Raw genomic sequence first — 13,244 nt, 5'->3', positions numbered from 1 at the left:
GCGCCGGCACTGGAGTTGGGGTTGGGGTTGGGGTTGCCGCTCAAATCATCACCATCAGGAAGTCGGAAAGCTCGCCGGAGCGACGCCGCGCACGCGTGCCCGACCCATTCTAGCGGAATACATTACACGTCGCGTCGCGCATCGGGGCGTTACTTCCGCACGCGATCAGGACATCGGCACCGCCGCGCCCGTCAGTGTCCCAAGGCGGACTCGAGCCGCTCGCACAAGGTACGCAGCACCTTGATGCGGGCAAACAGCTTGTTGTCCGCCTCGACCAGGGTCCACGGCGAGGTCTCGGTGCTGGTGCGATCGACCATGTCGCACACGGCACGGGCGTAGTCGTCCCATCGTTCGCGGTTGCGCCAGTCCTCGGCGGTGATCTTGAAGCGCTTGTGCGCTTCGGCTTCGCGCTGGCGAAATCGTTCCAGCTGCTCGTCCTTGCCGATCTGCAGCCAGAACTTGACCACCACCGCCCCGGCGTCCGCCAGCTGGTCCTCGAAGTCGTTGATCTCCGAATACGCGCGCATCCAGTCCGCCTCCGAGCAGAAGCCCTCCACCCGCTCGACGAGCACCCGGCCGTACCACGAGCGATCGAAGATCGCGACGCGGCCCTGGCGCGGCAGGTGGCGCCAGAAGCGCCACAGGTAGGGCTGGGCGCGCTCCTCCTCGGTCGGGGCCGCAACCGGCACTACCTGGTACTGGCGTGCGTCGAGCGCCGCGGTGACGCGACGGATCGTGCCGCCCTTCCCCGCGGCATCCGCCCCCTCGAACACGAGCACGAGCGCGCGGTTGCGGAAGGACTCGTCGCGCGTGAGCAGCGCGAGCCGCCCCTGATAGCGCTCGAGGAGCTCCTGGTATTCCTTCTTGTCCAGCGCCTGCCGCAACACCAGGCTGCCGAGCAGGTTGCGCGCATCGGGCGCGGGCGGCAAGGGAGGCGCCGTCTGGCGCGCCACCCAGTGGTGCGCATCGGCATCGAGGCGCTTGCGCATGGCATCGAGCAGGGTGCGTGCCGCGAAGAGCTCGCGGTAGCAAGGATCGGAACCGTCGACGATCATCCACGGCGCATCGCCCGTGCTGGTATGGCGCAGCGTGTGCTCGGCGACCTCACGATAGCGGTCGTAGTGCTCGTAGGCATGCCAGTCCTGCTCGGTGACCCGCCAACGCGTGCGCGGATCCTTTTCCAGCGCCTTGAGGCGCTTGCGCTGTCCGTCCTTGGACAGGTGAAACCACAGCTTCAGGAGCAGCACCCCCTCGCGCACCAGCATCGCCTCGAAGCGGTTGATCTCGTCGAGGCGCTGGTCGAGGTCGGCCTTCTTCGACACCTTCTCGACGCGCTCGCGCATCGGATCCGTGTACCAGTTGCCGAACAGGATGCCGATGCGCCCGCGCGGCGGCAGCGCCCGCCAGAAGCGCCACATGAAGGGGCGCTCTGCCTCGTCGGTGGTCGGCGAATCGAAGGCCAGGGTCTGGATGTGGCGCGGGTCCATCCACTCGTTGAGCAGATTCACCGTCTCGCCCTTGCCGGCGCCGTCGATGCCGTTGATCAGCACCACGACGGCGAAGGACTTCGCCTCGAGGAGATCGAATTGCGCGTCGAGCAACTGCGCACGCAGCTCCGGTTCGGCTGCGTCGTACTCTTCCTTGTCGACCTTGTGGCCCAGTTCAGCCGATTCGAACATCGTGCAGCCTCCTCAAAAGTCGCCCCATACGGCCTGCAGCGCGGCGATCGCGGCCAAGCCCGCGGTCTCGGTGCGCAGCACGCGCGGCCCCAGTCCCATGCCGGCGCAGCCCGCGCGGCGACAGGCCGCCAGCTCCTCGTCGGACCAGCCCCCTTCGGGGCCGATCAGCAGGTGCACCTCCCCCGCCGGACGCCCGGCGTCGAGCAGGCGCTGCGTGGCCGCCGGATCGAGGATCAGCCGCGCCCCCTCGCAAGGACGTGCCAAGTAGTCGTGCAATCCCGTGATCGGCGCGACCGCCGGCACGCGGTTGCGTCCGCACTGCTCGCACGCCGACACGGCGACCTGCTGCCAGTGCTCGACGCGCTTCGCCGCACGCTCTCCGGCCAGCCGCAGCACGGAGCGTTCCGCCTGCACCGGCACGATGGCGGCGACACCCAGCTCGACCGCTTTCTGCACGATCCAGTCCATCTTGTCGCCGCTCGCGAGTGCCTGCACCAGCACCAGCCGCAGCGGCGACTCGCGCTCGATGTCACGCCGCTCCAGCAGTTCGGCGAAACACTGCTTGCCGCGCAGCCGCAGCACGGCGGTGACCTCGCCGCCGCTGCCGTCGAACAGGATGACTGGATCGCCGTCGCGCAGGCGCAGCACGCGCGCGGCATGATGGGCCAGCGCCTCGGGCAGCTGGATCTCGCCGGCGGCCGGCAGCGGGAGGGGGCAAAAGAAGCGCGAAATCATCGTGGTGTATTATAAGGACACTACCTTCCCGCGAGACCCTGCGCCCGATCCGGCCATGATTTTCAGCGTCCCCGACCGCCCTTTGTGCACCTCCCCCGCGCCCGCCCGCACGGCGCACGGGTTTGCCCGCGCCGGCACCCTCGCAGCCGCAGCCGGGCACATCGCAGCGGGGCGACGCTGATGCCCACGGCCAGCCAAAGGCTCGCGCAGGCGCGGGCGCTCGAATCGCTGGTGCGCGACGTCGCGCGCGAGGTGATCCTGCCGCGCTACCTCAAGACCGCGCGCAACCGCAAGGCGGACGGCACGCTGTTCACCGAGGCCGATCTCGAATCGCAACGCCGCTTTTCCGAGGAACTGCCCAAGCTTGCGCCCGGGGCCGTGCTCGGCGAGGAGATGAGCGCCGCGGAGCAGGCACACCTGTGGAGCGACGGACGAAGCGGCCTGTGGTGCATCGACCCCATCGACGGCACCACGAATTTCGCCAACGGCATCCCCTTCTTCGCCGTCTCGATCGCCTATCTGGTCAATCACGAGCCACGCTACGGCGTCGTCTACAACCCGGTGACCGACGAATCCTTCTACGCGGCCAAAGGCGCCGGCGCCTTCCTCAACGGCGTCGAACTGCCGCTGCGCGTGGCTGCAGCACATCTGTCGGATGCGGTGGCCGGCATCGACTTCAAGCGCATCAGCCACCACCTCGGCGATGAACTCGCCGTGCGCCCGCCCTATTTTTCGCAGCGCAATTTCGGCTCCAGCGCGCTCGAATGGTGCTTCGTCGCCGCGGGACGGCTGGACGTGTATGTGCACGGCGGGCAGATGCTGTGGGACTATGCGGCGGGCAAGCTGATCCTCGAGGAGGCGGGCGGCAAGGCGAGCGGACTGGATGGCGGGACGGTGATCGCCGGCCCGTCGATCAAGCGCGGCGTGATCGCCGCTGCCAGCCCCTGCCTGTTCACCGAGTGGCGCAACTGGGTCAGCGCCCACTCCTGATCGCCCGGCACCCGGCCCGAGGCGAACGCACACGAACCCTGCCATGATCCCCCGCCGCAGCGTCCCCGGAACCGATTCATGACTTCATCCGTCCCCACACCCACCGGCTTGCAGGAACGCCGCTCTCATCACCGCGTCCGCGAGATCTTCATCGAGGCATGCGAACTGATCATGCCCTTCTTTGCCCGGGAAAACCGCTGGGGCAACTCGACCCTCGACCACCTCGCCTACCGCGTGCTGCGCGACCACTACCCCGAGCTCTCCTTCGAGGAAGTGCACGTGCTGGTCGTCGCCGCACACCGCGTCCATACCAGCCGCGGCCGTAGCCCCCGCCCCGCCGACGCCTGAGCGCCGCGCACCCACGCCCCCATCGCAACGGCCACCACCATGTCGACCAAACACCCCATCATCGCCGTCACCGGCTCGTCGGGCGCCGGCACCACGACGGTCAAGCACACCTTCGAGGCGATCTTCCATCGCGAGAACGTGAATGCGGCCATCGTCGAGGGCGACAGCTTCCATCGCTACACGCGCGAGGAGATGACCAAGCTGATCGAGGAAGCCGAGCGGGCGGGCCGGCGAGGCATCAGCCATTTCGGCCCCGAAGCGAACCTCGTCGAAGAGCTCGAAGCCTTGTTCCGCGCCTACGGCAAGTCCGCCACGGGACGGCACCGCAGCTACATCCATGATGCCGAACGCGCCGCACGCACCGGCCTTCCGATGGGGAGCTTTTCCGAGTGGGAGGATCTCCCGGTCGGCACCGACTGCCTGTTCTACGAGGGATTGCACGGCGCTCTCGTAACGGACAAGGTCGATGTCGCCCGCCACGTCGATCTCCTGATCGGCGTCGCACCGACGATCAACCTCGAATGGATCCAGAAGCTGCACCGCGACACGCGCGAGCGTGGCTACTCGCCCGAGGCGGTGCAGGACACGATCCTGCGGCGCATGCACGACTACGTGCATTACATCGTCCCGCAGTTCTCGCGCACGCACATCAACTTCCAGCGCGTTCCGGTCGTCGACACCTCCAACCCCTTCATCGCGCGCGAAGTGCCCACGCTCGACGAGTCGATGGTGGTGATCCGCTTCAAGGACCCGCGCGGCGTCGACTTCCCCTACCTGCTGCGCATGATCCACGATGCCTTCATGTCGCGCGCGAACAGCATCGTGATTCCCGGCGGCAAGCTCGACCTGGCGATGCAGCTCATCCTCACGCCGCTGATCTGGAAACTCATGGAGCGCCGGCGCGAAGCGATCTGACGCCATGCGGGACGCGCCCCGGAGCGACATTTGACCTGAACGCACAGGGGTTTGTGTGCGTTTTGCAGTGCAGCAGGCGCTACCCAAGCGCCCCCTTTTTCGGCGATAATCCGCGCTTTTCCCAGCCGGCCACCAGGCCCGAGAGATCCATGCAGGCAGCCCGCAACGAGAACCCGCGCAACGTGCGGCCCCCGGTCTTCAATCCCGTCACCGGCGCGATCCGCGCCCTGGCAATGGATGCCGTCCAGCAGGCCAACTCCGGCCACCCGGGCGCCCCGCTGGGCATGGCCGAGATCGCCGAAGTGCTGTGGCGCCATCATCTGCGCCACAACCCCGCGAATCCGAAGTGGGCCGACCGCGACCGCTTCGTGCTCTCGAACGGCCACGGCTCGATGCTGATCTACGCACTGCTGCACCTCACCGGCTACGACCTGCCGATCGAGGAGCTCAAGCGCTTCCGCCAGCTGCACAGCAAGACCCCGGGCCACCCCGAATACGGCTACACCCCCGGCGTAGAGACGACCACCGGCCCGCTCGGCCAGGGCATCACCAACGCCGTGGGCATGGCGCTCGCAGAGAAGATGCTCGCCGCCGAGTTCAACCGCCCCGGCCACGCGATCGTCGACCACCACACTTACGTCTTCCTCGGCGACGGTTGCCTCATGGAAGGCATCTCGCACGAAGCCTGCTCGCTCGCCGGCACGCTGGGCCTGGGCAAGCTGATCGCCTTCTACGACGACAACAACATCTCCATCGACGGCCACGTCGAAGGCTGGTTCACCGACGACACGCCCAAGCGCTTCGAAGCCTACGGCTGGCAGGTCATCGCCGACGTGCAGGGTCATGATGCGGCCGAGATCGACGCCGCCATCCGCGCTGCCCAGGCCAACACCACGCAACCGACGCTGATCTGCTGCAAGACCGTGATCGGCGCGGGTGCCCCCAACAAGCAGGGCAGCCACGACGTGCATGGCGCGCCGCTGGGCGCTGCCGAGATCGCCGCGACGCGCGAGCACATCGGCTGGACCCACGCGCCGTTCGAGATCCCGGCCGAGGTCTACGCGGCGTGGAATGTGCGCGACAAGGGCGCTGCCCTCGAGGCGGGCTGGGACCAGCGCTTCGCCGCCTACGCCCAGGCCTTCCCCGCCGAAGCCGCACAATTCAAGCGCCGCATGGCTGGCGAGCTGCCTGCCGACTGGTCGGCGCACGTCGACGCGGTGATCGCCAAGGTCGTCGACAAGGCCGAGACCATCGCCACGCGCAAGGCGAGCCAGAACAGCATCGAGGCCTTTGCGCCCAAGCTGCCCGAACTCGTCGGCGGCTCGGCCGACCTCGCCGGCTCCAACCTCACGCTGTGGTCGGGCGCCAGGGGCGTCACCAGGGAAGCCGGCGGCAACTACATCTACTACGGCGTGCGCGAATTCGGCATGGCCGCGATCGCAAACGGCATCAGCCTGCACGGCGGCCTGATCCCCTACACCGCCACCTTCCTGATGTTCAGCGAATATGCGCGCAACGCCCTGCGCATGGCCGCGCTGATGAAGGTGCGTCAGCTGTTCGTGTTCACGCACGACTCGATCGGCCTCGGCGAGGACGGCCCGACGCACCAGCCGGTCGAGCAGACCGCGACGCTGCGCCTGATCCCCAACATGGACGTGTGGCGCCCCTGCGACACGACCGAATCGGCCGTGGCCTGGGCACACGCGATCGAGCGCAAGGACGGCCCGAGCTCGCTGCTCTTCTCGCGCCAGAACCTGCCCTTCCAGGCGCGCTCGGCCGAACAGATCGCGGCGATCCGTCGCGGCGGCTACGTCTTGTCGGAAGCCGTGGGCGGCGCGCCCAGAGCCGTGATCATCGCGACGGGCTCCGAAGTCGCGCTCGCCGTCGCGGCACAGAAGTCGCTCGCCGAGGCCGGCATCGCCGTGCGCGTCGTGTCGATGCCCTCGACCAACGTCTTCGACCGCCAGGAGCGCGCGTATCAGGTTGAAGTGCTGCCCGCGGGCGTGCCGCGCGTCGCCGTCGAAGCAGGCGTCACCGACGGCTGGCGCAAGTACGTCGGCCTCGAAGGCGCGGTGATCGGCCTCGACCGTTTCGGCGAGTCCGCCCCTGCCGGCGAGCTGTTCAAGTATTTCGGCATCACTGCCGACGCGGTCGCTGAGGCCGTGAAGCAGATCGTGAAGTAAGACGTCGTCGCCGCGCTCCCGGCGCAGTCGGCGCCGGCAGTCCGCGGCGCCGACCATCGGATTGTGCTGTTCGTATCATTGCTCCGGGAGAACCCTCGATGACCATCAAACTCGCCATCAACGGCTACGGCCGCATCGGTCGCTGCACGCTGCGCGCGCTCTACGAACTCGGTCTGCGCGACCAGTTCGAGATCGTCGCGATCAACGCCTCCGGCGACCTGGCGACCAACGCCCACCTGACGAAGTACGACACGACCCACGGTCGTTTCGCCTTCCCGGTCGAGACCGAAGGCGACAACCTCATGATCGTCAATGGCGACCGCATCCCCTTCTTCTCGACCAAGGATCCGCTGGGCGTGAACTGGGGCGACCTGGGTGTCGACGTGCTGCTCGAGTGCACCGGTGCCTACACCGCCAAGGCCAAGGCCGAAGTGCTGCTCAAGCAGGGCGCGAAGAAGGTGCTGATCTCCGCCCCGGGCGGCGACGACGTCGATGCGACCATCGTCTACGGCGTGAACGACGAGGTGCTGACCTCGGCGATGACCGTCGTGTCCAACGCCTCGTGCACGACCAACTGCCTCGCCCCGGTCGCGAAGGTGCTGCAGGACAACATCGGCATCGAGAAGGGCCTGATGACCACCGTGCACGCCTACACCAACGACCAGGTACTGGTCGACGTGCGCCACAAGGACCTGCGCCGCGCCCGTGCCGCCGCGCAGAACATCATCCCGACCAAGACCGGTGCCGCCAAGGCCGTGGGCCTGGTGCTGCCCGCGCTGAAGGGCAAGTTCGACGGCTTCGCGCTGCGCGTGCCGACGATGAACGTCTCGCTGGTCGACCTCACCTTCACCGCCAGCCGTGCGACCTCCAAGGAAGAGATCAACGCGCTGATGAAGGAAGCCGCCAAGGGCCCGCTGAAGGGCGTGCTGGCCGTCAATGAGGATCCGCTGGTGTCGATGGACTTCAACCACGACTCGCACTCCTCGATCTTCGATGCGACGCAGACGCGCGTGATGGACGGCAACCTCGTCAAGGTGCTGGCCTGGTACGACAACGAGTGGGGCTATTCCTGCCGCATGCTCGACGCAGCCCGCGTGTTCCACAACGCGAAGTAATACACCCGCGCCAAAGCAATCCGACGCCCTGCCCTGCGGGGCGTTTTCACATCGGGAAGGAATCCATGCAAGTCAAGAAACTCGTCGACCTCAACGTCGCCGGCAAGCGCGTCTTCATCCGCGCCGACCTCAACGTGCCGCAGGACGAGGCGGGCAACATCGTCGAGGACACCCGCATCCGCGCCTCGCTGCCCTCGATCAAGTACTGCCTCGATAACGGTGCCGCGGTGATGGTGACCTCGCACCTGGGCCGCCCGACCGAAGGCGAAGTGCGCGCCGAGGACACGCTCGCCCCCATCGCCGTGCGCCTGGGCGAGTTGCTCAGCAAGCCCGTGCGCCTGATCCGCGACTGGGTCGACGGCGGCTTCGAAGTGAAGCCGGGCGAGGTCGTCCTGCTCGAGAACTGCCGATGCAACAAGGGCGAGAAGAAGGACAACGAGGAGCTGGCGAAGAAGATGGCCGCGCTGTGCGACATCTACGTCAATGACGCCTTCGGCACCGCCCACCGCGCCGAGGCAACGACGCACGGCATCGCCCGCTTCGCCCCGGTCGCCTGCGCCGGCATGCTGATGGGCGCCGAGATCGACGCGCTCTCCAAGGCCACCGAAAACCCCGCCCGTCCGCTCGTCGCCATCGTCGGCGGCGCGAAGGTGTCGAGCAAGCTGACCATCCTGAAGACCTTGGCCCAGAAGGTCGACCAGCTCATCGTCGGCGGCGGCATCGCCAACACCTTCCTGCTCGCTTCGGGCCACCGCATCGGCGACTCGCTCGCCGAGCCCGAGCTGGTCAAGGAAGCGCAGGCCGTCATGGACATCATGAAGGCACGTGGCGCCGAAGTGCCGCTGCCGGTCGACGTCGTCGTCGCCGACGAAGTCTCCGCGCTGGCGCGCGCGAACCGCATCCCGGTCGAGGAAGTCGGCCCGCACGACCGCATCCTCGACGTCGGTCCGAAGACCTCGGCAAAGCTCGCCGACATCATCGCCCACGCCGGCACCATCGTGTGGAACGGCCCGGTCGGGGTGTTCGAACATAACCAGTTCGCCGGCGGCACGAAGATGATGGCCTCGGCCATCGCCCACTCCGACGCCTTCTGCATCGCAGGCGGCGGCGACACGCTGGCGGCGATTGCGAAGTTCCATATCGCCCAGGACGTCGGCTACATCTCGACCGGCGGCGGCGCCTTCCTCGAGTTCCTCGAAGGCAAGACGCTGCCGGCGATCGCGGCGCTCGAGGCGCGCTTCAACGACTGAGGACGCCTTCGTGCAAGTTGGGCCCGGGCGATCCGGGCCCAACAAGGAAACGGCCACCCGCGGGTGGCCGTTTCGCTTCCTGCGCCGCGCCTGCGCTCAGCCGCAGCTGCAGCTCCCGCAGCCGCCGCACTTCTGCTTGCGTGTGACGAGGTAGTTGGCAATCTGGTCGCGGTCGAACTCGAAATCGTCACTGCTCTCGTAACCGATCCCCGGCTGGAAACTCTGGCCGTCGATCACGATGGTCAGCGCATGCATGTCGCTCGCGGGATCGTGAGCGACCGAAAGGTCGTAGCTGCCGCCGCGCGGCAGGCTGTCGAGCAGGGAGCGGGTAACGTCGTCGATCATGGGCGCTTCATCCTTCAGGAGTGATCATTCGCCGGGCGGCAATGCATCCGGCGGAGGTGCATTCTCGCGGATCGCCCGGTGTCGGATATTGTCGGAAGTCAACCGGATGCGTCAGCGCGTGTAGTAGCCGACACCGACCAGCATGCCGTCCACCCGCCGGATGAACGAGTGCTTGCTCTCCAGCTTGTCGGTGACCGGATTGCGCCACGCGTAGTCGAGTTCACCCTCGCCCTTGCGGCTGACGATGTTGACCATGTCGGCGACGATCGCCTTGCCCTTTGGATCGCGCAGATCGTGGCCATCACTGCCGACCAGCTTGGGCATCGCGCCATGCGCGAGGAAACGCTGCGAGTTCAGGTCGATCGCGAACACGTAGAGGTCGTCCTGCATGAATCCGCCGTCGAGCGCATTGAAGGCTGCGAGCGCGGCCTGTTGCCCCTTTTCCTTCACCGCCGCAACGGCACGCTCCAGCAGGTCCTTCGCCTGCGCGGGGGTCGCTCGCGGGATGTAGTAGCCGACGGCGATGATGCGCTCGCCGACCTTGCGGAACAGCGTCACCTTCAGCTCCTCGCGCTTGTCGGCACGATTCATCCAGCGATACTCGACGCGGCCCTCGCCGCTTTTCGCCGCCGTGTCGAGCATCTCGCGGAAGAAGGGCTTGCCGGCGGCATCCTGCATGGTCGCGACGTTGCGCCCGACCAGCGCCACCGAAGAGCCGCCGCTCGCGAGCATGGTGCCATCCATGCCCAGGGCGTACACATACAGCTCGCGGTCCTTGAACTGCGGCGCGTTGTTGAACTCGTCGAACGCCGCGTCGCCGGCCTCGCGGAAACGCGCCACGGCCTTGTCGAGCAGGCGCATGCTGCGATTCTCGTCGGCGCGCTGCACGAGTCCTCCCACCGCCGTCGCAGGAACCGGTTCGGCCGCCGGAACCGGCAGCGCCAACATGACGAGTGCACACAAGGAAGCGACAGGGGCGAGTTTCATGGCGTTCGCGGGTCCACGGATTGAATTGATGAAGACAAAACTATAGGAAGCTACAGCTTCTGTCGAGTACCTGAAGTGCGCACAAGGCATATGCATCGTGCGCGACGCAAATCCTCACCCGCCGGTCCCGTCGCCCGGCCGCGCGCAGGTAGAATCGTGTTCTTGGATGCATATCGACACGGAGACAACATGCCGCGCCACACGAAGATCGTCGCCACCCTGGGTCCGGCCTCGTCCGATCCGCAAGTCCTGGAACGCATGGTGCATGCGGGGATCGATGTCGTGCGCATGAATTTTTCGCACGGCAAGGCCGACGACCACATCGCGCGTGCCACCGCGATCCGCGAGGCCTCGGCACGTGCGGGCCGGCCTGTGGGCATCCTCGCCGACCTGCAGGGTCCCAAGATCCGCGTCGGCAGGTTCGCCGGCGACCGGGTGCATCTGCACAAGGATGCGGACTTCATCCTCGACGCGCACTGCGAGCTGGGCGACACCACGCGCGTCGGCCTCGACTACAAGAACCTGCCCAGGGACGTGAAGCCGGGCGACGTCCTGCTGCTCGACGACGGCCGCATCAAGCTGGTGGTCAATCGCGTCGTCGGCGCGGAGATCCACACCACCGTGCGCGTCGGCGGCGAGCTGTCCAACAACAAGGGCATCAACCGCCAGGGCGGCGGCCTCACCGCACCGGCGCTGACCGCGAAGGACATGGACGACATCAAGACCGCCGCCCTCATCGGCGTCGACTTCGTGGCCGTCTCCTTCCCCAAGAGCGCCGCCGACATGTACATGGCGCAGCAGCTCCTGCGCGCCGCGGGCAGCGAGGCCCTGCTGATCGCGAAGATCGAGCGCACCGAGGCGGTCGCCAACCTCGACGAGATCCTCGACGCCTCCGACGGCATCATGGTCGCCCGCGGCGACCTCGCGGTCGAGGTGGGTGACGCGGCCGTCCCGGCACTGCAGAAGAAGATGATCCGCGCCGCGCGAGACCGCAACAAGCTCACCATCACCGCGACGCAGATGATGGAATCCATGATCGGCAGCCCCGTGCCGACACGCGCGGAAGTGTCGGACGTCGCCAACGCGGTGCTGGACGGCACCGACGCCGTGATGCTGTCGGCGGAGACCGCATCGGGCAAATATCCGGTCGATGTCGTCGAGGCGATGAGCCGCGTGTGCCTGGAGGCGGAAAAGTCCGCCGAGGTCACGCTCGACCGCGAGGTGCTCGACCGCGTATTCACCCGCATCGACCAGTCGATCGCGATGGCGGCGATCTGGACGGCCTGGCACCTCAAGGTCAAGGCCATCGCCTCGCTCACTCAGACGGGCTCGACCGCGCTGTGGATGAGCCGCCTCAACAGCGGCGTGCCGATCTACGCGCTGACACCGGAAACCGCGGCCCGCAACCAGATGACGCTGTACCGCGAGGTATTCCCGCTGCTGATGTCGCAGACGCACCAGGATCGTGACCTGCTGCTATGGGAAGCCGAACAGATCCTGCTCGACCAGGGCGTCGTCGAGCACGGCGACCTGATCGTGCTGACGATCGGAGAACCGATCGGCGCCTCCGGCGGCACGAACACGCTCAAGATCGTGCGCGTAGGCGAGCATCCCGCGCCGCACCTGAACGAGCAGTGAGCGTGCAGCGCTCGCGCCACGACTGCTAGACTGGCAGGCTTTCCATGACGCCTCCCGGTGCCCGCGATCCGCGGGAGAATCGGGAATGCGGTGAGGCGGTGCTGCCGGCAGCACCGCGATTCCGCAACGTGCCCAGCGCTGTGAGGGGGACCGCCGCCGCAAGATGCCACTGACCCGCGGGTCGGGAAGGCGCGGCGCGGGACGAACCCGAGTCAGAAGACCGGCCGGGAGGCAGAACAACGGCGGACTGGTCCGTTCGCCGTCCACTGCGCTTCACAAGGGGAATCGATGAAGACCGCCACGCCCGGCCACCAGGCCCACCACCAGTTCGACGACGCCGAGCGCGCCGCCGTGTATCGCAACATCCTCGCGCGGCGCGACGTGCGCGGACAGTTCCTGCCCGAGCCGGTCGCCGACGACATGCTCGCCCGCATTCTCACCGCCGCACACTTCGCCCCGTCGGTGGGCTTCATGCAGCCGTGGAGCTTCGTCCTCGTGCGCGACCAAGCCGTGAAGCAGCGCGTGCACGACGCCTTCACGCTCGCCAACGCCGAAGCCGCACAGATGTTCGAGGGCAAGCAGCGCGAGGTGTATTCCGGCCTGCGCCTGCAGGGCATCCTCGAAGCGCCGATCAACCTGTGCATCACCTGCGACCGCGACCGCGCCGGCCCTGTCGTGATCGGCCGCACGCACATCAAGGCGATGGATCTCTACAGCTCGGTGTGCGCGGTGCAGAACCTGTGGCTCGCTGCCCGTGCAGAAGGACTGGGCGTGGGCTGGGTGAGCATCTTCCGTCAGTCGGCGATCCGCGAGATCCTGTCGCTGCCCGAGCGCGTGATGGCGGTCGCCTACCTGTGCATCGGCCACGTCAGTCACTTTTTCGACCAGCCCGAACTGCAGACAGCCGGCTGGCGTCAGCGCCTGCCGCTCGACGAGCTGGTGCATTTCGACGGCTGGGGCGGCGAGCACGCGGACGCCGAGTCGCTGCGCGCGGAGCTGCGCGCAGCCCAGGCGCTCGCCGCGCGGGGCCTGCCGCCGCTCTGACGACACGACGCGGCG

12 protein-coding genes and 1 riboswitch are annotated in these 13,244 nt (G+C 67.4%); of the genes, 8 read left to right on the top strand and 4 right to left on the bottom strand.

The features are described from left to right. Positions 1-191: 191 nt before the first annotated feature. A complete protein-coding gene (gene pap, locus U5817_RS04760) occupies positions 192-1,679 on the bottom strand; it encodes a polyphosphate:AMP phosphotransferase (protein WP_407279888.1) in 1,488 nt (495 codons plus the stop codon). A gap of 12 nt (positions 1,680-1,691) precedes the next feature. Beyond that, positions 1,692-2,414, bottom strand: coding sequence for a 16S rRNA (uracil(1498)-N(3))-methyltransferase (locus U5817_RS04755; protein ID WP_407279887.1), 723 nt, complete (start codon positions 2,412-2,414; stop codon positions 1,692-1,694). A gap of 180 nt (positions 2,415-2,594) precedes the next feature. Between U5817_RS04755 and U5817_RS04750 the strand changes: the two genes are divergently transcribed. From U5817_RS04750 to U5817_RS04725, 6 genes are all read left to right on the top strand, one after another. Next, positions 2,595-3,404, top strand: a complete 810-nt coding sequence (locus U5817_RS04750; protein WP_407279886.1) for an inositol monophosphatase family protein — start codon at positions 2,595-2,597, stop codon at positions 3,402-3,404. Positions 3,405-3,482: 78 nt separating this feature from the next. Then, positions 3,483-3,752, top strand: a complete 270-nt coding sequence (locus tag U5817_RS04745; protein WP_407279885.1) for a hypothetical protein — start codon at positions 3,483-3,485, stop codon at positions 3,750-3,752. Positions 3,753-3,791: 39 nt separating this feature from the next. Next, entirely contained in the window at positions 3,792-4,667 is an 876-nt protein-coding gene (locus tag U5817_RS04740) for a phosphoribulokinase (protein WP_169131306.1), read from the top strand. A 149-nt stretch (positions 4,668-4,816) separates the two neighbouring features. Continuing rightward, positions 4,817-6,850 (top strand): transketolase, encoded by a 2,034-nt coding sequence (tkt, locus tag U5817_RS04735; protein ID WP_407279884.1) that lies wholly within the window; start codon positions 4,817-4,819, stop codon positions 6,848-6,850. A gap of 98 nt (positions 6,851-6,948) precedes the next feature. Then, positions 6,949-7,965 (top strand): type I glyceraldehyde-3-phosphate dehydrogenase, encoded by a 1,017-nt coding sequence (gene gap / locus U5817_RS04730; protein WP_169131310.1) that lies wholly within the window; start codon positions 6,949-6,951, stop codon positions 7,963-7,965. Positions 7,966-8,030: 65 nt separating this feature from the next. Then, entirely contained in the window at positions 8,031-9,215 is a 1,185-nt protein-coding gene (locus tag U5817_RS04725; RefSeq protein WP_169131312.1) for a phosphoglycerate kinase, read from the top strand. A 96-nt stretch (positions 9,216-9,311) separates the two neighbouring features. On the opposite strand, the gene U5817_RS04720 is transcribed toward U5817_RS04725, so the two are convergent. Then, positions 9,312-9,560, bottom strand: a complete 249-nt coding sequence (locus U5817_RS04720) for a hypothetical protein (protein WP_169131314.1) — start codon at positions 9,558-9,560, stop codon at positions 9,312-9,314. A gap of 111 nt (positions 9,561-9,671) precedes the next feature. Then, positions 9,672-10,547 (bottom strand): cache domain-containing protein, encoded by an 876-nt coding sequence (locus U5817_RS04715; RefSeq protein ID WP_407279883.1) that lies wholly within the window; start codon positions 10,545-10,547, stop codon positions 9,672-9,674. 189 nt (positions 10,548-10,736) lie between these two features. Between U5817_RS04715 and pyk the strand changes: the two genes are divergently transcribed. Together pyk and bluB are read left to right on the top strand one after the other, a co-directional pair. Beyond that, positions 10,737-12,185 (top strand): pyruvate kinase, encoded by a 1,449-nt coding sequence (gene pyk, locus U5817_RS04710; protein ID WP_407279882.1) that lies wholly within the window; start codon positions 10,737-10,739, stop codon positions 12,183-12,185. Between the two features lie 38 nt (positions 12,186-12,223). Next, positions 12,224-12,429: riboswitch (cobalamin riboswitch) on the top strand. A gap of 44 nt (positions 12,430-12,473) precedes the next feature. Then, positions 12,474-13,229: a 5,6-dimethylbenzimidazole synthase gene (gene bluB / locus U5817_RS04705; RefSeq protein ID WP_407279881.1), complete on the top strand. Its 756-nt coding sequence runs from the start codon at positions 12,474-12,476 to the stop codon at positions 13,227-13,229. The last annotated feature ends 15 nt before the right edge of the window (positions 13,230-13,244 follow it).

The organism is Aromatoleum evansii, from assembly GCF_045689615.1.
GTDB lineage: Bacteria > Pseudomonadota > Gammaproteobacteria > Burkholderiales > Rhodocyclaceae > Aromatoleum > Aromatoleum evansii.
The sequence above is the reverse complement of the archived record's forward strand: the minus strand, read 5'-3'. Positions and strand labels throughout refer to the sequence as shown.